Origin of the sequence: Streptacidiphilus sp. EB129 (genome assembly GCF_041262645.1) — a bacterium.
Taxonomy (GTDB): domain Bacteria; phylum Actinomycetota; class Actinomycetes; order Streptomycetales; family Streptomycetaceae; genus Streptacidiphilus.
In genome coordinates this window covers 19382-39622 of record NZ_JBGCCS010000014.1, presented here as the reverse complement: position 1 = coordinate 39622, position 20241 = coordinate 19382, and the positions used below count along the sequence as shown (strand labels likewise).

Genomic DNA, 20241 nt, shown 5'->3' with positions numbered 1-20241 from the left:
GTGGCCTTTCCGGGGCCTCGATCGAGACTGCAGATGAGACTGGAACGCGTGAGGCCCCGACCGTCGCCGGTCGGGGCCTCACGTCTGTCCTGCTCGGAGCGGTAGCGGTGGGATTCGAACCCACGGTGAAGTTGCCCCCACACACGCTTTCGAGGCGTGCTCCTTTGGCCGCTCGGACACGCTACCGTGGGACAGCCTACCGGACGCGGGGCAGTGCTCCTAAACGGCTTTTGGCGCGAGGACGCGGGGTTCTTCGCCGGTCGGGACGCGGTGGCCGTCGAAGAAGGCGGTGAGGGCGACGGCGCAGTCGAGGGCGAGGACGCCGGAGACGACCTGCGGGCGGTGGTTGAGCCGGCGGTCGCGGACCACGTCCCAGAGCGAGCCGGCGGCGCCGGCCTTCTCGTCGAACGCGCCGTAGACCACGCGGTCCAGGCGGGACAGCACGATCGCGCCCGCGCACATGGTGCAGGGCTCCAGGGTCACCACCAGGGTGCAGCCGGAGAGGCGCCACTCGCCGACGGCGCGGGCGGCCTCGCGGATGGCGACGACCTCGGCGTGCGCGGTCGGGTCGCCGACGGCCTCGCGTTCGTTGTGGCCGCGGCCGATGACGGTGCCGTGCGGGTCGAGGATCACCGCGCCGACCGGGACGTCACCGCTCGGGAGCGCGAGCTCGGCCTCGGCGAGGGCGAGCCGCATGGCGGGGACCCACGGGTCGCGGAAGGGGTCGGGTCGGGGAGCGGACGGCATGGGACCAGTGTCGGGCATACCGCGGGCGTGCCGCGCTGACAGCTGCCCTCGGGGTCGGGGACGGCCGTCAGCGCGGCACGTTCAGCGGACGGCCTCCAGGATCTCGCCGCAGCCCAGGGCGTCGGCGATCTCGGTGAGCGCGTCACCGGGGACGGACCCCTCGACGCTCATGTCCATCAGCTCCTTGGCGCCGACGCCGAACTCGATCAGCAGCCCGGCGTCGCCCAGCGGTCCGTTCGGGACGCCGTCGGAGTCGGCTGACGCCGCCTCGTCCTCGTCGTCCTCGTCGTCCGCCTCGTCCACGGATTCGTCCAGTTCGACCACCAGGTGGTCGAGGTCGTCGTCGGCGCCCCGGCCGAGGAGTTCGTCGGTGAGGACGATCTCCCCGTAGGCACTGCGCGAGGCTGCCGCGGCGTCCGACACGAAGATCCGCGGATCCTCCTCGCCGTCGACCCGGACGACCGCGAACCAGGCGTCCTCCTGCTCGATGAAGACCAGCACGGTCTCCTCGTCCTCCGCCTTCCCGCGCGCCCGGTCAGCCAGGTCGGCGAGGGTTTCGACGTCGTCAAGCTCGGTCTCGCTCACGTCCCACCCGTCCTCGGTGCGAGCGAGCAATGCAGCGAAGTACGCCACCAGAGACTCTCCCAGATCTTGGCTACAGGACCGGGCTCCCTGCGGGCCCCCAGGTCCGGGGGTCCGTGCGAACACCCCATCGGCATCGTGACAGAAAGCGGCGCCCTGCGGGGAGTGTTCGGCAGTGCGTCTTCGCTGGTCGTGTCGCGATCCACGGCGCCGGACCGGACGAAACGGCGGCGCAGAGCGGGATCAGATACGGAAGGTGCGCATTCGGACGGCCTGGCGCATACGTTCGGCCTTGGCGCGGCGGGGTTGCACCCGGGCCCGCAGTTCCCTCGCCTCGGTCAGCTCGCGGAGGAACTGGGCGCGGCGCCGGCGGCGTTCGGCCGGGGTCTCGACGCGGTCCTCGGCAGCGTCGTCCTGCTGGTCATCCATGCCTTCCCCCTCGGGTTCGGACTGGCGATCGAGAGCGGACTTCCATCGTCCACCTTCCCACTCAACACGAGCCGACACTGTTTGACCATGGACCTGCCAGCGAAAAAGCTCCCGACCTGGCCCGGAATGTCGTGCACCCATCCGGCCTCGGTTAATGTCACGGTATGCGGATTCATGTCCTGGACCACCCCCTGGTGGCGCACAAGCTCTCCACCCTGCGCGACGAGCGCACCGACTCGCCGACCTTCCGCCGGCTCGCGGACGAGCTGGTCACCCTGCTCGCCTACGAGGCGACCCGGGACGTGCGTACCGAGACCGTGGAGATCACCACGCCGGTCGCGGTCACCCACGGGGTGCGGCTCAGCTACCCGCGCCCGCTGGTGGTGCCGATTCTCCGGGCCGGCCTGGGCATGCTGGACGGGATGACCCGGCTGCTGCCGACCGCCGAGGTGGGCTTCCTCGGCATGGTGCGGAACGAGCAGACGCTCGAAGCGTCCACCTATGCGACCCGGATGCCGGACGACCTCTCCGGCCGTCAGGTCTACGTCCTTGACCCGATGCTGGCGACCGGCGGCACGCTGGTGGCGGCGATCCGGCTGCTGATCGAGCGCGGCGCGGACGACGTCACCGCGATCTGCCTGCTGGCGGCCCCGGAAGGGGTGGCGGTGCTGGAGAAGGAACTGGCCGGACTGCCGGTCACGGTCGTCACCGCGGCGGTGGACGACCACCTGAACGAGCAGGGCTACATCGTGCCCGGCCTGGGCGACGCCGGCGACCGCCTGTACGGGACCGCCGGCGACTGACGGCCGGGCGGCTGGCAACCGCCCGGAGGCCCGCTGCTGACGGCCGGTACGACGCCGGGCGTCAGCAGCGCGTCAGCAGTGGTTCGCGGAGCTGGGCGCCGGAGTGGGCGTGGTGGCCTGGGCCAGCGCCTGGGCGGCCTGGGCCGGGGTGGACAGCGCGGTGAAGCCGTTGCCGAGCACCAGGTCGACCGAGGCGTCCTTGCGCGCGTCGACGACCGGCTTGGCGCCGGCGACCTCGGAGCCGAGCACGGTCATCAGCGCGCCGCTGGTGCTGCCGCCGGTGACCTGGGCCGAGGCGGCCAGCTTGTTCTGCAGCGCTGCCGGGGCGTTGCCGATCTTGCCGATCAGAAACCCGCGCTGCTTCAGCAGGGCGGCGGTCTGGCCGGCCAGCCCGCTGCGGTTGGTGGCGTTGTAGACGTTGACCGTGATCGCGGAGGGCTTGGGCACGCCGCCGGCGGACACCGCCGCCGGCAGCGCCGACGTGGCCGCAGAGGCCGCCGAAGCGCCGGCCGAGGGAGTCGCGCTCGGGTGCGCGGCGTCGCCCGCGTTGGCGGTGACGGAGCGCTTGCAGCCCGCGGTGGCGCCGGCCTTCTTGGGGCCGAACACCCCGAACAGCTGCACGGTGCCCCAGCCGAGGACGGCCAGGGTCAGCACGCCGACCAGGGCCAGCAGGACATGCCGGCGTCGCCGATGGGGTCGGCTCAGCCGTGGATAGGCCGTGCCGGTGATCCGGTACTGCTTTCCCTTGAGGCCAGGGGGAGTCAACATGCTCACCGCGGGTGCCCCCTTGTGCGCCGGGCTGTCAGTGCTGGTGGTCGGCAGCGATTGCTGCTGTGGCCAGACTAGTCCGGGGAGCCAAGTCTGCGTACTAAAGGATCATCATCTGGGCTAGTACGGCACTCGAAAGTGTGCAGGGCTACCCGATCAGTCCATCTCCAGCACACGTGCGTGCAGCACCTGACGTTGCTGCAGCGCCGCGCGGACCGCCCGGTGCAGACCGTCCTCCAGGTAGAGGTCCCCCTGCCACTTCACGACATGCGCGAAGAGGTCGCCGTAGAAGGTGGAGTCCTCGGCCAGCAGGGTTTCCAGGTCGAGCTGGCCCTTGGTGGTGACGAGCTGGTCCAGGCGTACCGGACGCGGGGCCACGTCCGCCCACTGACGGGTACTGACCCGGCCGTGATCCGGGTAGGGCCGCCCGTTGCCGATGCGCTTGAAGATCACACGGAAAGCCTACCCGCCCAAGGGGGTGCCACGCAGCAAGGATGACGGACCGTGACCTGACGCACAGCTGTCACCTGGGGGTTTGTCAGGTGAATAGGGGAAAGCTTCTTTCCTCCGCTCACTCGGGAGAGTGTCGGACGGCGTCGAGCGCGGTGCCGATGCGGTCCAGCGAGCTCAGCCGCATCAGGCCGTAGTGGTAGAAGGAGACCTCCGGGACACCCAGTCCGGCCAGCACCCGGAGCTTGGCGGCCAGGTTCTCGGGCCCGTCGCAGTCCTGGGACATCGGGCGCAGGATCACCGAGAGCGCGCCCGGGTCCACGCCGTGCAGGGCGAAGGCGGTGACCTTCTCCCGTACCTGCTCCGGGGTGGGGGCGTAGCCGAGGGTCTCGATCCGCGGGACGGCCTTGCCGAGCGCCGGCAGGTCGATGCCGGCCGTCCAGCCCTTGCCGGGCCCGCCCATGTCCATGAAGGTCAGCCGGATGCCATGGCTGTCGGCGACCGCCGCGGCCTCGGCGGCGAGCGAGGTGACGGTGGCGGCGGAGGCGTCGACGTAGGCGGCGAGCGCGCCGCCGGCGAGGGTGTCCAGGGCGGCGGGCTCGAGGGCGGCCTGCTCGGAGCCCAGGCGGCGCCGGATCTCGGCCCGGGCCACGTCGCGGACCTCGTCGGCGGGGACGCCGAGGACGGTGGCGGCGGCACGGCAGTGGTCGCAGAAGCACAGCCCCAGCAGCGCCTCGGTGACCGGCCCCAGCTGCTCGAAGTACCGCTCGTGGTGGTAGCCGTGTCGCAGGCCGTGGAAGTGCAGGGATTCGGCGTGGATGGACGCGACCCCGTAGTGGGCGTGCTCGGCCACCAGGTCCAGGACGTACTCGCGCACCTCGGGAACGGCCGGGCAGAGCTCGGTGCGGGAACGGTCGCCGAAGGCGTTGGCCGGGGCGCAGTCCGGGTGCTCGAAGCCGAGGCGGTCGTTGTGCAGGAAGACCGTCCAGGCGTGCAGGGCCAGCCCGCGCCTGACGGTCTCGGCGGCGGCCTCGGCGAAGGGGTCGCGGTCGCCCAGGGCGGTGGAGGGGGTGGGGCGCAGCCGACGGCCGGCCCAACGGGCCGGGTCGGGGCGGAAGTAGGCGGCGCCGGGCTCCAGGTAGCGGACCACCCGGTGCGGGTTGTGCGGGAAGACGTCGCGGGCCTCGTGGTAGACGGAGGCCAGGGTGACGCCGCCGACCCCGGCCCGGTCCGTGAGGTTGCCGAAGAACTGATCGGCGCCCTCGTCGAGCAGGTCGGTGGCGAAGGCGAGGACGGACGACTCCACGGGGGCTCCGGCTGGTCGGTGGTACGGCGGGGCGAGAGGCCCACGGTAGTCCCGAGAGCTGCTATTGGTCTAGACCTGGCCGGCAGGGGTGTGTCGCGGAAGCGGGACGCAACGGGTCGTCCGGCTGCTGCGCCGGTGCGTCCCGGTGCTGGACCGGCGCCGGCCGCCGGCCCCCGCCGGGTGCGCGCTCGCGGTCTGCGCGAACACGGTCAACCCGCAGTGCCCGATCGGCCCGGCCGCGATCCCTCCCTGCCTGGCGCAGCTGCGGGCGCAGGGCTTCCAGGTGGTACGGCAGGACGGGCCGATCATGGTGCTGCACAGGGCCTGAACGGCCGGCGGTCAGATCCGGTCGGCGACGATCATCAGGTAGTGGAAGCTGCCCTCCCTGTAGGCGGTGAGGAAGGGGTCCTCGATTCCGGTCGCCACCGAGCCGTGGGTGCGTAGCTCCCAGTAGGGGATGGTCGCCGGGGTCAGGTCCAGCACCTCGATCGGGACCAGGCCGTTGGCCGCCATGGCGCGGAAGTACTCGCTGCGCGGGTGGATGTTGCAGGTGTAGTGCTCGTCGATCCGGCTGACGGCCTTCGACCGCAGCCCGGTGACGTCGTTGGAGCAGCCGGTGATGCAGACGTAGCGTCCACCCGGGCACAGCAGCCGCGCGAACTCGGCGTAGAGCTGGAACAGGTCGACGTACATCGTCGTCTCGTTGGTCACGCGGCGACGGACCGCTGGTAGGCGGTGCGCAGGACCTCCCCCGAAGTGGAGGCCGCCGCAGTGGGAGCCGCCGCGGTGGGCGATGGGACGGGGGCGGTGGTGATGGCCTGGGTCATGGCTGTGCTCCTCCGAGGGTGGGGGCGTGGGCGTGCGGAAGCTGCCGGGCGGCGCCGGCTCGTGGTGGGTGGGGACGGGGGTGGGTCGCCGGGGGTGGATCACCGCCGGCGAGCGGAGCGTGGTCCGGGACGGTCAGGAGCCGGGGTTGTAGCGCCTGCTGCCGCGATGCCACTCGTGGTTGCCGCCGAGCCAGGCCCAGACGGCGGAGAGGTAACGTTTCAGCTCCGGCGATCCGCCGAGACCGAGCAGCGCGGCCTCCGCTTCGACGGTGTGCACCAGCTCGTCGTGGATCCTGGCCGCGCGGCGGGCCGCGCCCGCGAGGGAGCAGTGCTCCTCGGCGGCGATCAGGGCGGGCAGGTTGAAGTCCACGCCGGTGGCCTGGTCCTCCTTGCCCATCGAGTAGAGGTCGTTGACCAGCGTGCTGGCGAGCGAGGCCAGCCGGATCACCCGCCGGACCGGGGGCGCGGAGTACTCGGCGGCGGGCAGGCGGTAGCCGCCGACCACGTCGACCATGGCGATGCAGGGCAGGAAGCTGTTGATCTGGCGGTGCGACAGGTACTGCCACACCGCCGGGCTCCGCTCGGAGACCCGCCAGGAACCCTCCTGGTTGTAGGCGGTGAACAGACCGGCGATCTCGTGCCGCAGCCGGGCCACCTGGTCCGGCCGGGCGTACCGGGAGAGATGCTCGAACGCGGAGCGAAGCGAGACCAGGACCGGGTCCTCGCGCATCCCGCGCTCCCACTCGGCCGCGTACCGGAAGGGGAGTTGGGCGCCCTCGACGACGGAGAGGGCCAGGCCCAGGCGTGCGCCGAGCAGTTCCGGGGTCGCGCCGAGGGAGGCGTCGTCGCAGTAGTGGTCGTCCGTGGCCCATTCGGCCAGGGCGCATTTGGCGGCGGCCAGCAGCCGGTCCGGGTCGTCGGAGTCGGGATGGGTCAGCATGACCAGCCGGCCGAAGTCGGCGGCGCGGACCCGTTCCAACTGGCCCGGGTAGATGCCCACCTCGCCGGCCCAGGCGACCAGCCGCTCGTTGACGATCCGGCCGAGGGCCGGATCGTCACGGACCGGCTCGGGACAGTACAGCGGGGGGACGCCTCCGGCAGGTCGGGAGGCCGTGACGTGCGGTGTGCTGACGTGCGACGTCGTGACGTGCGCTGCCGTGACGTGCGCTGCCGTGACCGGGGGCGGCGGGATGCGCAGCCCCGCCGTGCCCAGGCCGGTGGGGCCGCCGAGGACGGCGGCCGGTGCCGCGATAGCGGGCCGGAATCCTGTCGGCTGTGCGGACGCCGCGGCTGCGGGCGGTGCCGCGGTACCGGGCCGGAGCCCTGTCGGCCGGGCGGACGCCGAGCCCACGGGCGACGTGCCCGTCGGCACGGCGCCGGTGGCTGCCGTGTCGGCGGGCACCGCCGGGTCGGGCAGGGCGGCTTCCAGCAGGGCGGATATGCGGGACAGCAGGGACACCGGGGCTCCTAGGAGGGTGACTACGCGTCCGGGCGGGCGATCTCGACGTTCTCCAGCACGCCCAGCGCGTCCGGCACCAGCACAGCCGCCGAGTAGTAGGCGCTGACCAGGTACGACATCACCGCCTTGGGGTCGATGCCCATGAACCGGACGTTGAGCCCGGGCTCGTACTCGTCGGGGATCCCGGTCTGCCAGAGGCCGACCACTCCCTGCTCGTCCGCGCCGGTGCGCATCGCCAGGATCGAGGTGCTGTGGCCGCCGTCGATCGGGATCTTGCCGCAGGGGAAGATCGGGACGCCGCGCCAGCCCGGCAGGGCATGGCCGTTGATCTCCACGCTGTCCGGGTAGATGCCGCGCTTGCTGCACTCGCGGCCGAAGGCGGCGATGGCCTTGGGGTGCGCCAGCAGCAGTCGGGTGCCGCGTCGCATGCTCAGCAGCTCGTCCAGGTCGTCCGGGGTGGGCGGGCCGGAGTAGGAGCTGATCCGCTGGCTGTTGTCGGCGTTGTGCAGCAGGCCGAAGTCGGGGTTGTTGACCAGCTCGTACTCCTGCCGTTCGCGGAGCGCCTCGATGGTCAGCTTGAGCTGCTCCTCCAGCTGGTTCATCGGGTCGTTGTAGAGGTCGGCGACCCGGCTGTGCACCCGGAGCACGGTCTGCGCGACGCTCAACTCGTACTCGCGCGGCGCGAGTTCGTAGTCGACGAAGGTGCCGGGCAGTTCCGGCTCGCCGCTGTGGCCGGAGGCCAGGTCGATCTCGGCCTCGCCCTTGCGGTTCACCGGGACGGCGGCGGTGTCGAGGTGGGCGGCCAGTTGGGCGCGCAGCTCCGCCGAACGCTCCGTCAGTTCCTGGAACGCACGCCGGGGCAGGGCGAGCAGCGTGCCGGCGGTGGTGCTCCGCAGGCCGGCCGACCAGGTCGCGTCCGGCTGGGTCAGTACCGTGTCGCCGTCGTGGTCACCGTCCGCGAGCACGCCCAGCACGGTGGCGTCCCCGTACGGGCCGGTGCCGACCCGGTTCACCTTGCCGTGGGCGATCAGCAGCACCTCGTCCACCGGCGCTCCGGCCTCGGCGAGCAACTCGCCCGGCTCGAACTCGCGCTGGGAGAACCGGGAAGCCAGTTCGGTGAGCAGGCCCGGGTCGGCGAAGCCGCGCAGCGCGGGGAGTTCGGTGAGGCTGGGCGGCACCACCCGGGTGGCGGACCCGGTCTGCACGAAACTCACCCGGCCCCGTCCGACCGCGTAGCTGAGCCGGCGGTTCACGCGGTAGGTGCCACCGGAGACCTGCACCCAGGGCAGCCTGCGCAGCAGCCAGCGGGAGCTGATCCCCTGCATCTGCGGCACGGTCTTGGTGGTGGTGGCGAGATTGCGTGCGGCGTTGGTGCTCAGGCTGAGTTGGGGCTGGGGATGTGCCTCGGTGGTCATCGTGCAGTCCTCCCGGTGACGGCGGGCGCGGCGATCGCGGCGATCCTCCGTCCTCGATCAAAGCCGACCGCCCGGGAGGGGACAACGGCGCATGTGGGCATGACAACGGGGTGTGCCACCGGACTGTGCCTCCGCTTCACCCATACGGGTGAGGCGGATGAGGTTTCGAGTGACGTATGTGTCGATTCGAACAGCGAGTGGACGCCGGGACGTCCAGCGCCTCATCGGCTGGACGTCCCGGCGACTGCGCGATCGACCGCGTGATCGACTACTCGATCTCGACCTGGCCGATCTCGGGGCGGCGGTCCTGCGGGGCCGAACGGGTCTGCGGGGATCCCAGGTTCTGGCGGACCGAGTCCAGGATGGTCAGCCCCTGGCCGACCAGCCCGGCCGCGATCTCCCCGAGGCCGTCCGCGCCGTTCAGGACGTTGACGTTGGCGCCGGCCAGGCCGCCCGCGGCCTCCTTGACGATCAGCGGGAGCTGGTCGATCAGCATCCGGTCCAGCGCGACCCGGTCGAACGAGGCGGCGGCCTCGGCCTGGATCTTCATCCGCTCGGCATCGGCCAGCGCCAGCACCCGGATCCGCTCGGCCTCGGCCTCGGCCGGGCGCACGATCTCGGCGACCAGCTGCTGCTGCCGCAGTTCCGCCGCCCGCTGGGCCAGTTCGGTCTGCGCGGCGAGCACCTCCTGCTGCGCGTGCGCCTGGGCCAGCGGGCCGGCCTGGGCCGCCTCGGCCTGGGCCCGGTCGATCTCGGCGGAGTACTGCGCCTTGACCACCGCGGTCTGCCGCGCGTACTCGGCCTGGTTCCGCGCGGCCACCTGCTCCGCCTCGACCGAGGCCTGGGTGGCCTGGGCCTGGGCGATCTGGGCCTGCCGGCGGATCGCGGCGGTGTGCGGCGCGGACATCGCCGAGATGTAGCCGGTCTCACCGTCGTCGATGGACTGGATCTGCAGCGAGTCGACGGTCAGGCCGATCGTGCCCATCTCGGTCTTGGAGGTCTCCAGCACCTCGGTGGCCAGCTTCTGCCGCTCGGTGACGATCTCCTCGACGGTCATCGAGCCGATGATCGACCGCAGGTGGCCCGCGAAGATCCGCCCGGTCAGGATCGACATCTGGTCCTGGTCGGACAGGAAGCGCTGCCCGGCGTTGACGATGCTCTCGGTGTCGTTGCCGACCTTGAACGCGATCACGGCACGCACCGTCAGCGCGATGCCCTGCTTGGTGACGCAGGTCTCGGCGACCTCCGCCTCGCACATCGCCAGGGTCAGGAAGCGGGTCTTGCGGAAGACCGGGAGCACGAACGCCCCGTGGCCGGTCACCACCCGGAACGGCGCGGCACCCAGCCCGCGCTTGCCCCCGGAGATCAGCATCGCCTCGTCAGGGGCGGGAACCCGGTAACCGAACATCTCTTTGTCTCCTCAGTTGGCGTCGTCGGCGTTGCCGACCAGCGCATCCAAAGGATCGGCCCACTCGATGACGTCGACCTGCCGGTTGCCGCGGGACTCGATCACCAGCACCTGAGTCCCCCTCGGCAGGGGTTCACCGGACCAGGCGAGAAAGGTCTCCGTCCCGCCCCTGACCGAAACCCGTACCTCACCGGGACCGGCGGTGCCGCGTGTGGCGACGAGCAACACTCCCGCACAGCCGACCACCGCCTCGTCCGGTGCCATCGACGGCCGTCCCCCCATCGTTCCGATCCTGAGACGCGACACTAGCGCGAGTCGGCTGTCCGGCCCATCCCCCGAACGGCCACGTCGCCGAATCGGAGCAGGGAATCCAGGTGCTCGGCCTTCCAGCAGCGTCGACGTCCGCTTCCTCTTCCCAGCATGGCGCGACCGGCGTTGCCACGCGCGATGGCGGTCGGCCTGTGGGAGCAGTCCGTGGCGCTGCTGACCGAGGTCCTGGAGGCGGCGGGGATCGACGAAACACCGCCCGGTGATGGGCCGAGCTGGCCGGTCCCGAACAGGGCACCCTCGGGGCCAGGATCCGGGCCGCCCGGCACGTCCCGTACCAGGGCGTGATCGGTGCGGCGGAGGCCGCCGCCGATCGGATCGCACTGCGGCTGCGGGACGGCCGCCGCCTCGAACCGCTGGGCGCGGCGGACGCGTTGGCCGGTATCGCCGGGATCGCCGCCGAGCGCGGCACCCGAGTCCGGGACGACGCCGGCCTGCGCGGTCAGCCGCGGTAGGGCGGGGTGATTCCCCAGTCCCACCTGGGCATCGGCGTCTCCGGGAGCGGCGGCGGGTTCGGCCCGGAGTACAGCATCGCCATCCGCGTTCCCCACTCCAGGTAGTAGGCCAGCACCGCGCGGAACTCGGGGTCGTCCGGCAGGGCGACCTCGTCCGCGGTGTCCGACAGCAGCGTCACCCAGCGGCGGCGCTGCTCCTCGGTGAGCCCTCGGCCGAGGTGGCGCGAGGCCATGTGCCGGTGCCCGCCGTGCCCGGTGCTGTACGTGGCCGGTCCGCCGAACACCTCGGCCAGCCAGGCCGCGACATGCTCGGCGTGGTTCGGATCCTTGCCGGCGAAGACCGGAGCCAGAACCGGATCCTCGTCGACGCGCTCGTAGAAGCGCGAGAACAGCCGCTCGAAGGCCGCCGTCCCGCCCGCCCACTCGAACAGGGTGGGGGTCGACCCGCCGCGGCCCGCGACCGGGGTGACCTCGTAGTGGCGCATCTCCTCGATGGCTTCCACATAGGGCTTGACCTCGGCGAAGAAGGCGGCGAAGTGCTCGCCCTTGCGGAAGCCGCCGAGGTGGTCCTCGGCGGAGGTCCAGCGGATGCGCAGGACGTAGGCGCCCGGGTCCTCGGTGCAGCGGGCCAACTCGTAGTCGACGCACTGCTCGGCGGCTCCGAGCGACAGGGCGGCCCGGCCGTACGCGGCTTCGAACTCCGCGCGCTGCGGCTCGGCGATGCGGTAGCGGATGTACTCGACAATCATGCGAGGACCCAATCGCAGCCGTCGATCCCAGGCAAGGACTGACCTGATGGTAAGCACCCGGAACCGGACACCCCGGCCCGACGACGGCCGGCTCTACTCCTGCCCGGTGGAGCTGACGCTGGAGGTGATCGGCGGCAAGTGGGCCACCGTGGTGCTGTCCCACCTCAAGGAGGGCGCCCTCCGGTACGGCGAACTGCGCCGCAGGATGCCCGGCGTCAGCGAGAAGGTCCTGGTTCAGCGGCTGCGCGGGCTGGAGGAACGTGGCCTGATCACACGTCATTCGGACGGCGGAAGCCCACCCGCCGTCGAGTACCGGCTGACCGAGGAGGGCGTGACGCTGACCCCGGTGCTGGAGGCGCTCTACAGCTGGGGCCGGGCCCGGGCGTCCCGTACCGGCGCTATCGTGGCGCAGCCAGTGCGGCCGGCGACGGGGGAGAAGCAGCATGAGCAGCGGTACGGGGACTGACGGGGAAGCTGCCGGGAGCGCCGACGGCGCGGGTCCGGACCCGGCTGGCCCGGAGGCGGCCGGTTCGGACCCGGACGGCCCGGAGGCGGCCGGTTCGGAGCCGGAAGCGGCGGAGACGGCGGAGGCGTCGCGGGAGCGGTGGTATCCGGTCGGGCAGCTGGCGAGCGAGGTACGGATCGGCGCCGCCGTCACCCTGCTGGCACTGATCGCGGCGGTCGTGATGCTCTTCCTGCCGGTGTCGCCGTCGCTGCCGCCCGGCCTGGCCTCGTCCATCGATCCCCCGCAGAGCTACTCCTGCGGCTCGGTGCTGATGCCGTCCGACTTCGACGTGCTCGGCACCGAGTGGCGGCAGGGTCCGTCGCTGCACGCCGAGTCCTGTGCCTCGGCGCGGATCGCGCAGGGCGGGTGGTCCGGGCTGGTGGGCATCGGTGGTCTGTTCGCGCTGGTCTTCGCACTGCTGCTGGCGGACGGCAGCGTGAGGCCGCCGGCGCCGCAGGGCTCCGCCGCGTCGCCGTCGCCGTCGCCGTCTGCGTCCGCGTCTGCGTCCGCCTAGAGCCGAGGCTGTTCCGTGGCCGTCGGCAGGCCGGACGCGTACCGCCAGAAGTCGCGCATCAGTGCGGGCGGGGTCGGTCCGGACGTCTCCAGCTGGCTGAGCAAGATGGTGACCGTGCCGGTGGCCGGAGTGACGTGCGCCGCCGTGCCGGTGCCGCCGATCCAGCCATAGCGCCCCGGCACGTTCCAGGGGTCGACGGCGGCGACGTCCACCGATCCGCCGTAGCCCCAGCCCTGGCCCTCCAGGAACAGCGTGCCGGCCTCGCGCTGGTGCCGGGTCAGGTGGTCGGTGGTCATCTGCCAGACCGACTCCGGGGTCAGCAGGGCGCGGCCGTGGGCGGTGCCCTCGGCGAGCAGCATCCGGCCGAAGGCGAGCCAGTCGTCGACGGTGGAGACCAGCCCACCCGCGCCGGACGGGAAGGGCGGCGGGCTGCTCCACTCCCCGGTGGGGGCGTCGATCAGCTGAAGCCCGCCCTCGGGGTCGGTCCGGTAGAAGCTGGTGAACCGGTGCAGTTTGTCGGCCGGGACGTGGAAGCCGGTGTCCACCATGCCGAGCGGCTCGAACATCCGCTCGGCCAGGAACTCGGTCAGCGGGCTGCCGGACGCCCTGGCGATCAGCACGCCCAGGATGTCCGAGCAGGTGTTGTAGAGCCAGCTGCGCCCCGGCTGGTCCAGCAGCGGAATGCGCGCCAGGGTTGCCATCCAGGCGTCCGGCGGCGCGACGGCCTGAGGCTGGGGCGGACCCTGGCGCAGTTCGCTGAAGAGCAGTCCGATCACCGGCAGCGAGAAGTCGGAGGGAAACCCGTACCCGGCGCGGAAGCTGAGCAGATCGGCCACCGTGATCGGCCGGTCGGGCGGCACCACGTCGTCGACCGGTCCGCCCGGGCTGCGCAGCACGGACGGCGACGCCAGCTCCGGCAGCCACTCCCGGACCGGGGCGTCCAACCCGATGCTGCCGTCCTGCACCAGCATCATCGTTGCCGCCGCGATGAGCGGTTTGGTGATCGACGCGATGCGGACGATCGAATCCCGGGCCATCGGCGCGGTGCCGTCGACGTCGACCGAACCGACGGCCTCCACCTCGACCCGGTCACCCCGACCCACCAGGGCCACCGCACCCGGGGCCGATCCCGGGCGGACGTGGTCCTCCAGTACGCCGCGCAGTCCACTCATCGGCCGCGTCCCCTGTCTCCGGTTCCAGCACCGCATGGGTCACCGGGGGAGACGGCAGCCGCCCCGCGAACTCATCGGTCGACCCGCCCGGGTTCCGCGCTCCGCCCCATGATCCGCCCGGCCGGTCCGCTCCGCACTCCGTCCGGTAACAGCTCCAGGGACAGGTGGAGCGAGATCGGCCGGAGATCGCGGAGCAGACGCGGCACGCCATGGAGAACGTGACCCGGATGGACTATTCAACGTACACAGAGCGCCGCAGGCGGGCGGCCCAGTGGTGAGAATGGGCAGCGGGGCCATGGAGGACGGAGTCGGCGGTGCGGGCGATATCGGCCGGCCTGTGCGCGCTTCTGGCAGTCCTCGCGCCGTCGGTGACGACCCCCTCACCGGCGCCGACCGGTCCCACGCCGACGCAGACCACTCCCTCGCCGACGACCACGGGGACGGGCACACCCGGGCCGTCGTCCTCGCAGGCGCCGATGCTGACCCTGCTGCCGGACTCGACGGGATCGTCGCCGTGGTGCGCGAGGCCACGCTGGTGGCCGTACGCGCGGGCTACTGCACGGCCACGGCCTCGCTGGCGGTCGAGCAGATCATCGTGGCGAGCCGGCAGGGACGGTTCGACCTGCCCGGCGCCGTACGGTTTCACGGCGGCGTGCCGCTGCTGCGCCGCCCGGCGCCGTCTGCCTGACGAACCGTCGACCGCGCTGCCGGTTCAGCTGCCGAACGGGTTGCCTCCCAGCTGCAGGCCGCCGTTGAGCACGGCCTCGGTGAGCGTGAAGCTCGTGGAGTCGCTCCACTTCATCGCCCCGGTGGCACCGCTGACCAGGGCGTTCAGGTTGGGCACCGCATCCGGTACCGAACCGGCGATCCACTGCGGGACCTGTTCGAGCACCGCCGCCACGGCCGAGACGACGCCGCCGACCAGCAGCGCGATCAGCACCCGGAACACCGTGCGCTCGATGGCCGGGACCACCCCGCCGATCACCGCGCCGATGACGGCGAGCACCACGTCCGCGACCGCCTCGGTGATCTGCACCCAGGGCGCCACGGTGTACCAGGTGTGTTCGAGCGGGTTCTGCAGCTGGACCCAGGTCAGCGACTGGGTGCCGTCCGCCTTGGTGGCCAGCTGCATTCCGGTGTAGTACGTGATCTCGGCGTAGGAGTCGATTCCCGGAGAGATCGGAGTGTGTACGTACAGATACGTTTCCAGGGTGGATCCCGTCAACGTCATCGTGTACGAGGTGACGTTCGGGGTGTAGTTGACCCCGGCGATATTCACCGGGTCCAGATCGAAGCTCGACGTCGCGGCGATCTGGGTGTCGTTGTTCCCCAGGACGAATGTCCCGGTGGGCGCCTTCGGGAATTCCGCGGGGATGCTGGGGAGCACCATCTTGGTCATGAAGCGTTCCAGCGACATATTGAAGCTGGCCCTGGCTCCGGCCGGGATCGCCCCTGCCGCGATCTCCTGGACCGCTCCCTCGTCGGACCGGCTGTCGGTCATGCTCAGCACGCCGAGCAGGGCCTTGGTGATGTCCGCGTTGTCGATGTAGGCGTAGTTGGTCTCGGTGGGGCTGAGCCAGGAGAACGCCCCGGCGGCTTCGTTCACGCCCAGGTTGACGGTGGCGAACACATGCTGGAACTCCTGCAGGTTGGCGTTGAACCACTGCCCGAGCAACTGCTCCAGGACGTTCACCAGGCTCGGGTCCACCGGGCCCGGCGTGTACGTCACCGAGGAGACGGTGACCACCGGGTCGTCCGGACTCCCGCCGGTGGTGCGCACCTTGAGGTTGTTCGGCGTGGTGCCGGCGCTGGGCGGCTGCGGGATGTAGGCGAGCTTGACCTCGACGTAGGCGATCCCGCCGTTCACCTGGAGCTGGGTGGTGCCGGCGGTGATGGCGGCGGTGAAGGGGATGTGCATGCGCACGATCGACCCGGATCCGCCGGTGGCCAGGGACCAGGTGGCGAACGTGCCGGTGGCGCTGATCGCCGGGCTGAACAGCGAGGCCGGGATGCTCGCTGACCAGCTGGTGGGGGAGGCCTTCTTGACCGCGATCGCGTTGTTCACGTCCGGCAGTGCGATGACGTAGACGGTGTCCCATCCGTTGGTGTTGTACGGCACCGAGGTGGCGGCGGTGGTGGCGACCCGGGCTGCGCTCTGCAGCAGCTGGTGCGCCGGGCTGACCCGCTCGGCGCTGGCCTTGAGCGGCTCCACCTCGATGTGCAGGACCTTGTCCTCGTCGATCTGCGGCAGGTAGTGCTGAACGGCCATCAGTTCCACTCCTTGGCATGGTTGCGTGGGGTGCGACAGCGAAAGCGGGCGGGGTCGGGATGTGGCGCCGAGTCAGGCCGGATTGCCGTTGACCATCAGGGCGCCGTCCAGCCGGGCCGAGGCGGCGTCGAACGCCTGGACGCCCTGCCAGTGCACGGAGGTGGCGGCCATGGCGCCCAGGCCGGTGGAGCCGAGGCGTGCGCTGAGGTCGCCGGCCAGACTGTCGGAGATCATCGTGACCACGATCTGGGTGATGGCCTCGACCAGCGCCCCGCCGGCCCAGAACCACCAGGGGATGTGCGCGGTGTGCCCGGAACGCGAGTTCTGGTCGCCGCCGAAGGTGATGCTCTGCCGGGCCGGGTCGTACCGCATCGGGTACTGGCTGGTGATCCACCAGTCCATCGAGATGCCGGCCTTGAGGTCGCAGTTCCCGCTCACCGCCAGGGCCAGCGCGCCGCCGACCACGCCCAGGCTCAGGGACGTGACCTGCGGGGTGTACCAGATGGCGCCCTCCTTCACGGAGGCCGTCCCGAAGCTGTGCGCGGCGGTGATCGCGTGCCGGGCCGGGTCGTAGCCGAAACAGCCGGGGTTGGCGCCGCCGCCGAACACCTGCGGAAGCCCGGGAGCGACCAGGCCGGTGAGGAACAGGTTCTCGGACATCGCGAAGGCAAGCTCGCCGCCGCCGGCGAACAGCTCCGGGTCGACGGTGTGCTGCAGCCCGGTGGCGTCGCGGTCGGTGGTCGTGCTGAGCACGGCCAGGTGCCCGCCCCCGCCGACGACCTCCTGGTACACGAACGCCGAGTGGACCGGGGCGAGCCAGCTGCCGGCTCCCGGCACCACCAGGTTCAGCGACGCGAAGACGAAGGAGACGGCCTGCGCGTTCACCGCGAGTGACTCGGCCACCCCGTTGAGCACCAGGCCCTGACCGATCGCGCCCAGCGCGGCGGAGGTGGCGGTGGGCGCCTGCAGCAGCACCGGGGTGATCACGCCGGGGCGGCTCTGCTCGCCGAGCTGTCCGGCCTGGTGCAGGGCGAACACCAGGTCCTGGCTGCGCCCGTCCGGCGCGGGAAGCAGCTCCAGCGAGACGTCCACCAGGGCGGTGCACCCGGCCAGGTCGACGCCGGCGCCGGTGCCCGGGCGGACGGTGCCCGCGGTGATCGGCACGGCGAGTCGCAGCAGGCTGCCGGAACCGCCGGGAACAATGCGCCAGGTTCCGAATTCTCCCTGGAGATCATAGGGAGTCGACAGTGTTTCGCCGCTGACCTTGAAATCCGAGATCAGTTTGTTCGAGTTCTGCGCCAGCGCGCGGTTCGCCGTTTCCACCGAGAGTGCGCTGACCGTGTCCCAACCGTAGATGTTCATGCTCCCCCTGTCGGACGCATTGCCAATGAGGCCACCCCCGCCTGGGGTTGAGGATTCTCCCGGGGTGAGTCCGTGTCAATGTCTTCGCGCAACTGGGGGAAAAGATTCTTCTGGTGCTGGAAATGCGGCCCGGTGGCCGTGTGGCCCGTGTGCGGAACATTTTCCGGCCTTGCATTCCCATGGAATTCTGATACGAACGGCGAACCACGCCGGGCCACCGCGATCCCGATCCGGCGGACCCTGGTGCTCTACAGCAGGGGCGACGGCGGGCGCTCGAAGAAGGTCTCCAGGGAGACCGTCGCCTGGGTGCCGCTCACTCCGTCGATCGCGTACAGGCGCCGCAGCACGTCCTGCAGTTGCTCGGTGGCGGTGGTGCGCACCTTCAGCAGGACCGAGGCGCTGCCCGCGATGATGTGGGCCTCCTCGACCTCCGGGATGGCGGCGAAGGCCCCGGCCGCGTCCCCCATCCAGGCCGAGGACTCGACCATCACAAAGGCGAGTACGCCCAGCCCGAGCGCCTTCGGGTCGACCTCGACGGTCGTGCGCCGGACGACGCCGCGCTCGCGCAGCTTGCGGACCCGCTCGTGGGTCGCCCCCGCGGAGAGCCCGACCGCCCTGCCCAGGGTCGCGTAAGCCTGCCCTGCGTCCTTCTGCAGCTGCGCGACCAGCGCGCGGTCGATCTCGTCCAGGTTCTCCGATGCCATGGTTGCAACCATACCGTCTTCTGCCATACTCCTGCTGAGCCGAATGACATTCAGTTGTGAGCGTTAGGATGTGAACTGTGTCTGGCGAGATCGCCTATGGCCTGTACGAGATTCTGGACGAGCGCTTCCGTACCGGGAAGTGCGCCAACGGCGACCTCAGGCTGGAGAAGCTGCACGGGGACTGCCGGTGGGCGGAAGGCCCGCTCTACCTGCCCGCGTGGCGTCAGCTGATCTGGAGCGACATCCCCAACGACCGGATGCTGCGCTGGGACGAGGCCACCGGCGCGGTCGGCGTCTTCCGTTCCCCTGCCGGACACAGCAACGGCAACACCCTGGACCGTGAGGGCCGCCTCATCAGTTGCGAGCAGGGCAACCGCCGGGTGAGCCGCACCGAGCACGACGGCTCGGTGACGGTTCTGGCCGACCGCTACCAGGGCAGGCGACTCAACTCCCCGAACGACGCGGTGGTGCGCTCCGACGGCTCGGTCTGGTTCTCCGACCCGGACTTCGGCATCGGCAGTGACTACGAGGGGCACCGCGCCGAGAGCGAGATCGGCGCGTGCAACGTCTACCGCATCGACCCGGACAGCGGCGAGGTGCGGCTCGTCGCGGACGGTTTCAGCGGTCCGAACGGCCTCGTCTTCTCGCTCGACGAACGGCAACTGTTCGTCTCGGACAGCCGTGCCCGGCACATCCGCGTCTTCGACGTGCGCGAGGACGGAACCCTCTCGGACGGAAAGGTGTTCGCGGAGGCGCCCGTCAGCAGCTTCGACAACATCCGCTTCGACGACGGCGGCCGCCTGTGGGCGGCGGCCCTCGACGACGGCGTCCACTGCTACGACCCCGACGGCGCGCTGATCGGGCGGATTCTCGTCCCCGAACCGGTCTCCAACCTCGCCTTCGGCGGCCCGAAGAACAACCGCCTCTTCATCACCGCGACCACCTCGGTGTACTCCCTGGTGATGGCGGTGACGGGAACCCATCGGGTGAGCCGGTTCCGGCCCTAGCCGGCTCACCCACGGAACCTCGCGGCGATCACGCACCCCGCTGTTCGTCCAGGACGGCGGGGTGTTCGGGTCCGGGCGCTGACGCGTGTCGCTCAGCGGTTCGGTGCGGCTTCGCGGTCCAGAGTGCGCTTGATGACGCGGATCCCCTGGTCGACCATCTCGGCGATGGGCTCCCCGAGACCGTCCGGAGCCACGTCGGTGATCCAGACGAACCGGCTGCGCCCCTCGGTGTCGTTGAGGACCTGCATGGACGCATGGTGGTGCCGGGGCTCCAGGGCGCCGCCGACCACCGCGTAGGCGATGCGCCGGGACTCGTCGTCGACATCGACGATCAGCTCGTGCACCACGATCCCGCTCGCGAAGGTCACGATCCTGACGTCGCCCTCGACATGGGTATCGGTGACAAAGCCCGGCGCGAGGCGGTTGTGGACCTCACCGAAGTCCCGGATGGCGGCCCAGACGTTTTCGGGGGACTCGTCGATCAGGACTTCACGGTGGATGGATGACACGGTCGGTCTCCTCTCTGCTCTCTGTGGGTGCTCAGTTGCCGGTGGTGTCGGCGGTGAGACAGAACGGGTGGCCCTCGGGATCCGCGAGGACGATCCACTGACCGTCGCCCGGCTGGAACTCGGGCCGGGAAGCCCCGATGCCGAGCAGTTCCTCGGCCGCGCCGTCCAGGTCGGTGACGGTGAAGTCGAGGTGCGTGTGCGTGGTGCCGCCGGGCCAGCCCGGCGCCTGGTAGCCCTCGACGCGGACGAAGGCGAGCTGGACCGGGGTGCCGTCGCCGAGCGAGGCGAAGTCCTGGTCGCTGTGGGTGATCTCCCACCCGGTGGCCTTCTGGTAGAACGCGGCGAGCGCGACCGGATCGGCGCAGTCGATGACGAGGGTGCTGAGCTGCTTGAGAACGGGCATGCCGATGACTCCTGAGCGTCGGTACTGGCGAGGTGCGAAGGGAACGGCCCCTCGCACCCGGCCAGCGTGCT

The 20241-nt window shown here is 71.1% G+C and carries 23 protein-coding genes, 1 tRNA gene and 2 pseudogenes; 7 read left to right on the top strand and 19 right to left on the bottom strand.

Annotated features, from left to right (window positions below):
- Nucleotides 1-99: 99 nt before the first annotated feature.
- The 4 genes from ABH925_RS18670 to ABH925_RS18655 form a co-directional block, all read right to left on the bottom strand.
- Nucleotides 100-186: transfer RNA gene (locus ABH925_RS18670), tRNA-Ser, on the bottom strand.
- 33 nt (nucleotides 187-219) lie between these two features.
- The gene (gene tadA, locus ABH925_RS18665) at nucleotides 220-747 is read right to left on the bottom strand and encodes a tRNA adenosine(34) deaminase TadA (protein WP_370149298.1); all 528 of its coding nucleotides are present in this window, start codon (nucleotides 745-747) and stop codon (nucleotides 220-222) included.
- 81 nt (nucleotides 748-828) lie between these two features.
- Nucleotides 829-1380 carry a hypothetical protein gene (locus tag ABH925_RS18660; RefSeq protein ID WP_370149295.1) on the bottom strand — a complete coding sequence of 184 codons (552 nt, stop codon included), beginning with the start codon at nucleotides 1378-1380 and terminating at the stop codon, nucleotides 829-831.
- A 192-nt stretch (nucleotides 1381-1572) separates the two neighbouring features.
- Nucleotides 1573-1758, bottom strand: coding sequence for a hypothetical protein (locus ABH925_RS18655; protein WP_370149294.1), 186 nt, complete (start codon nucleotides 1756-1758; stop codon nucleotides 1573-1575).
- Between the two features lie 164 nt (nucleotides 1759-1922).
- Between ABH925_RS18655 and upp the strand changes: the two genes are divergently transcribed.
- Nucleotides 1923-2561 carry a uracil phosphoribosyltransferase gene (gene upp / locus ABH925_RS18650; RefSeq protein WP_370149292.1) on the top strand — a complete coding sequence of 213 codons (639 nt, stop codon included), beginning with the start codon at nucleotides 1923-1925 and terminating at the stop codon, nucleotides 2559-2561.
- A 72-nt stretch (nucleotides 2562-2633) separates the two neighbouring features.
- Here the strand turns inward: upp and ABH925_RS18645 are convergent, their stop codons facing one another.
- The 3 genes from ABH925_RS18645 to ABH925_RS18635 form a co-directional block, all read right to left on the bottom strand.
- Complete coding sequence (locus ABH925_RS18645; RefSeq protein WP_370149525.1) at nucleotides 2634-3329, bottom strand: LytR C-terminal domain-containing protein; 696 nt, start codon at nucleotides 3327-3329, stop codon at nucleotides 2634-2636.
- Between the two features lie 156 nt (nucleotides 3330-3485).
- Entirely contained in the window at nucleotides 3486-3782 is a 297-nt protein-coding gene (locus tag ABH925_RS18640) for a type II toxin-antitoxin system VapB family antitoxin (protein ID WP_030253738.1), read from the bottom strand.
- Between the two features lie 118 nt (nucleotides 3783-3900).
- Nucleotides 3901-5085: a hypothetical protein gene (locus tag ABH925_RS18635; RefSeq protein WP_370149291.1), complete on the bottom strand. Its 1185-nt coding sequence runs from the start codon at nucleotides 5083-5085 to the stop codon at nucleotides 3901-3903.
- An 88-nt stretch (nucleotides 5086-5173) separates the two neighbouring features.
- Between ABH925_RS18635 and ABH925_RS18630 the strand changes: the two genes are divergently transcribed.
- Entirely contained in the window at nucleotides 5174-5413 is a 240-nt protein-coding gene (locus ABH925_RS18630; protein WP_370149289.1) for a hypothetical protein, read from the top strand.
- A gap of 11 nt (nucleotides 5414-5424) precedes the next feature.
- On the opposite strand, the pseudogene ABH925_RS18625 reads toward ABH925_RS18630, so the two are convergent.
- The 5 genes and pseudogenes from ABH925_RS18625 to ABH925_RS18605 all read right to left on the bottom strand — a co-directional run.
- Nucleotides 5425-5790 (bottom strand): annotated as a pseudogene (locus ABH925_RS18625) (SAM-dependent methyltransferase); the annotation flags it as partial.
- Between the two features lie 255 nt (nucleotides 5791-6045).
- Nucleotides 6046-7371 (bottom strand): family 2 encapsulin nanocompartment cargo protein terpene cyclase, encoded by a 1326-nt coding sequence (locus tag ABH925_RS18620; RefSeq protein ID WP_370149288.1) that lies wholly within the window; start codon nucleotides 7369-7371, stop codon nucleotides 6046-6048.
- Nucleotides 7372-7391: 20 nt separating this feature from the next.
- A complete protein-coding gene (locus ABH925_RS18615; protein WP_370149285.1) occupies nucleotides 7392-8786 on the bottom strand; it encodes a family 2B encapsulin nanocompartment shell protein in 1395 nt (464 codons plus the stop codon).
- A 268-nt stretch (nucleotides 8787-9054) separates the two neighbouring features.
- Complete coding sequence (locus tag ABH925_RS18610; protein ID WP_370149283.1) at nucleotides 9055-10194, bottom strand: SPFH domain-containing protein; 1140 nt, start codon at nucleotides 10192-10194, stop codon at nucleotides 9055-9057.
- Nucleotides 10195-10206: 12 nt separating this feature from the next.
- Complete coding sequence (locus tag ABH925_RS18605; protein WP_370149282.1) at nucleotides 10207-10458, bottom strand: hypothetical protein; 252 nt, start codon at nucleotides 10456-10458, stop codon at nucleotides 10207-10209.
- Nucleotides 10459-10730: 272 nt separating this feature from the next.
- On the opposite strand from ABH925_RS18605, the pseudogene ABH925_RS18600 reads away from it, so the two are divergent.
- Nucleotides 10731-10976, top strand: a pseudogene (locus tag ABH925_RS18600) (threonine--tRNA ligase); the annotation flags it as partial.
- Here ABH925_RS18600 and ABH925_RS18595 read toward each other — a convergent pair.
- Nucleotides 10964-11725 carry a group II truncated hemoglobin gene (locus tag ABH925_RS18595; RefSeq protein WP_370149279.1) on the bottom strand — a complete coding sequence of 254 codons (762 nt, stop codon included), beginning with the start codon at nucleotides 11723-11725 and terminating at the stop codon, nucleotides 10964-10966. The pseudogene ABH925_RS18600 and the gene ABH925_RS18595 sit on opposite strands and share 13 nt — an antisense overlap.
- 46 nt (nucleotides 11726-11771) lie before the next feature.
- On the opposite strand from ABH925_RS18595, the gene ABH925_RS18590 reads away from it, so the two are divergent.
- Nucleotides 11772-12191, top strand: a complete 420-nt coding sequence (locus ABH925_RS18590; protein WP_370149277.1) for a winged helix-turn-helix transcriptional regulator — start codon at nucleotides 11772-11774, stop codon at nucleotides 12189-12191.
- A complete protein-coding gene (locus tag ABH925_RS18585) occupies nucleotides 12169-12744 on the top strand; it encodes a hypothetical protein (RefSeq protein ID WP_370149276.1) in 576 nt (191 codons plus the stop codon). Before ABH925_RS18590 ends, ABH925_RS18585 begins: the two co-directional genes overlap by 23 nt.
- Here the strand turns inward: ABH925_RS18585 and ABH925_RS18580 are convergent.
- Nucleotides 12741-13916: a serine hydrolase domain-containing protein gene (locus ABH925_RS18580; RefSeq protein WP_370149275.1), complete on the bottom strand. Its 1176-nt coding sequence runs from the start codon at nucleotides 13914-13916 to the stop codon at nucleotides 12741-12743. The two genes, ABH925_RS18585 and ABH925_RS18580, sit on opposite strands and share 4 nt — an antisense overlap.
- Before the next feature lie 295 nt (nucleotides 13917-14211).
- Here ABH925_RS18580 and ABH925_RS18575 point away from each other — a divergent pair, with 295 nt between their 5' ends.
- Entirely contained in the window at nucleotides 14212-14604 is a 393-nt protein-coding gene (locus ABH925_RS18575) for a hypothetical protein (RefSeq protein ID WP_370149272.1), read from the top strand.
- Between the two features lie 24 nt (nucleotides 14605-14628).
- Here ABH925_RS18575 and ABH925_RS18570 read toward each other — a convergent pair whose 3' ends face one another.
- The 3 genes from ABH925_RS18570 to ABH925_RS18560 form a co-directional block, all read right to left on the bottom strand.
- On the bottom strand, nucleotides 14629-16185 hold the full coding sequence (locus ABH925_RS18570; RefSeq protein ID WP_370149270.1) for a TULIP family P47-like protein: 1557 nt from the start codon (nucleotides 16183-16185) through the stop codon (nucleotides 14629-14631).
- 72 nt (nucleotides 16186-16257) lie between these two features.
- Nucleotides 16258-17547 (bottom strand): TULIP family P47-like protein, encoded by a 1290-nt coding sequence (locus ABH925_RS18565; RefSeq protein WP_370149268.1) that lies wholly within the window; start codon nucleotides 17545-17547, stop codon nucleotides 16258-16260.
- A gap of 248 nt (nucleotides 17548-17795) precedes the next feature.
- Entirely contained in the window at nucleotides 17796-18236 is a 441-nt protein-coding gene (locus tag ABH925_RS18560; RefSeq protein WP_370149523.1) for an Lrp/AsnC family transcriptional regulator, read from the bottom strand.
- Nucleotides 18237-18328: 92 nt separating this feature from the next.
- Between ABH925_RS18560 and ABH925_RS18555 the strand changes: the two genes are divergently transcribed.
- Entirely contained in the window at nucleotides 18329-19258 is a 930-nt protein-coding gene (locus tag ABH925_RS18555; protein WP_370149265.1) for an SMP-30/gluconolactonase/LRE family protein, read from the top strand.
- A 92-nt stretch (nucleotides 19259-19350) separates the two neighbouring features.
- On the opposite strand, the gene ABH925_RS18550 is transcribed toward ABH925_RS18555, so the two are convergent.
- Nucleotides 19351-19767 carry an SRPBCC family protein gene (locus ABH925_RS18550; protein WP_370149264.1) on the bottom strand — a complete coding sequence of 139 codons (417 nt, stop codon included), beginning with the start codon at nucleotides 19765-19767 and terminating at the stop codon, nucleotides 19351-19353.
- A gap of 31 nt (nucleotides 19768-19798) precedes the next feature.
- Nucleotides 19799-20170: a VOC family protein gene (locus ABH925_RS18545; RefSeq protein WP_370149262.1), complete on the bottom strand. Its 372-nt coding sequence runs from the start codon at nucleotides 20168-20170 to the stop codon at nucleotides 19799-19801.
- Nucleotides 20171-20241: the final 71 nt, after the last annotated feature.

Excerpts from the sequence above, each read along its gene's own strand:
- tadA (WP_370149298.1), bottom strand. The coding sequence starts at position 747 with ATGCCGTCCGCTCCCCGACCCGACCCCTTCCGCGACCCGTGGGTCCCC.
- ABH925_RS18655 (WP_370149294.1), bottom strand. The coding sequence starts at position 1,758 with ATGGATGACCAGCAGGACGACGCTGCCGAGGACCGCGTCGAGACCCCG.
- upp (WP_370149292.1), top strand. The coding sequence starts at position 1,923 with ATGCGGATTCATGTCCTGGACCACCCCCTGGTGGCGCACAAGCTCTCC.
- ABH925_RS18645 (WP_370149525.1), bottom strand. The coding sequence starts at position 3,329 with ATGTTGACTCCCCCTGGCCTCAAGGGAAAGCAGTACCGGATCACCGGC.
- ABH925_RS18615 (WP_370149285.1), bottom strand. The coding sequence starts at position 8,786 with ATGACCACCGAGGCACATCCCCAGCCCCAACTCAGCCTGAGCACCAAC.
- ABH925_RS18610 (WP_370149283.1), bottom strand. The coding sequence starts at position 10,194 with ATGTTCGGTTACCGGGTTCCCGCCCCTGACGAGGCGATGCTGATCTCC.
- ABH925_RS18605 (WP_370149282.1), bottom strand. The coding sequence starts at position 10,458 with ATGGCACCGGACGAGGCGGTGGTCGGCTGTGCGGGAGTGTTGCTCGTC.
- ABH925_RS18595 (WP_370149279.1), bottom strand. The coding sequence starts at position 11,725 with ATGATTGTCGAGTACATCCGCTACCGCATCGCCGAGCCGCAGCGCGCG.
- ABH925_RS18590 (WP_370149277.1), top strand. The coding sequence starts at position 11,772 with ATGGTAAGCACCCGGAACCGGACACCCCGGCCCGACGACGGCCGGCTC.
- ABH925_RS18585 (WP_370149276.1), top strand. The coding sequence starts at position 12,169 with ATGAGCAGCGGTACGGGGACTGACGGGGAAGCTGCCGGGAGCGCCGAC.
- ABH925_RS18580 (WP_370149275.1), bottom strand. The coding sequence starts at position 13,916 with ATGAGTGGACTGCGCGGCGTACTGGAGGACCACGTCCGCCCGGGATCG.
- ABH925_RS18575 (WP_370149272.1), top strand. The coding sequence starts at position 14,212 with ATGGAGGACGGAGTCGGCGGTGCGGGCGATATCGGCCGGCCTGTGCGC.
- ABH925_RS18570 (WP_370149270.1), bottom strand. The coding sequence starts at position 16,185 with ATGGCCGTTCAGCACTACCTGCCGCAGATCGACGAGGACAAGGTCCTG.
- ABH925_RS18565 (WP_370149268.1), bottom strand. The coding sequence starts at position 17,547 with ATGAACATCTACGGTTGGGACACGGTCAGCGCACTCTCGGTGGAAACG.
- ABH925_RS18545 (WP_370149262.1), bottom strand. The coding sequence starts at position 20,170 with ATGCCCGTTCTCAAGCAGCTCAGCACCCTCGTCATCGACTGCGCCGAT.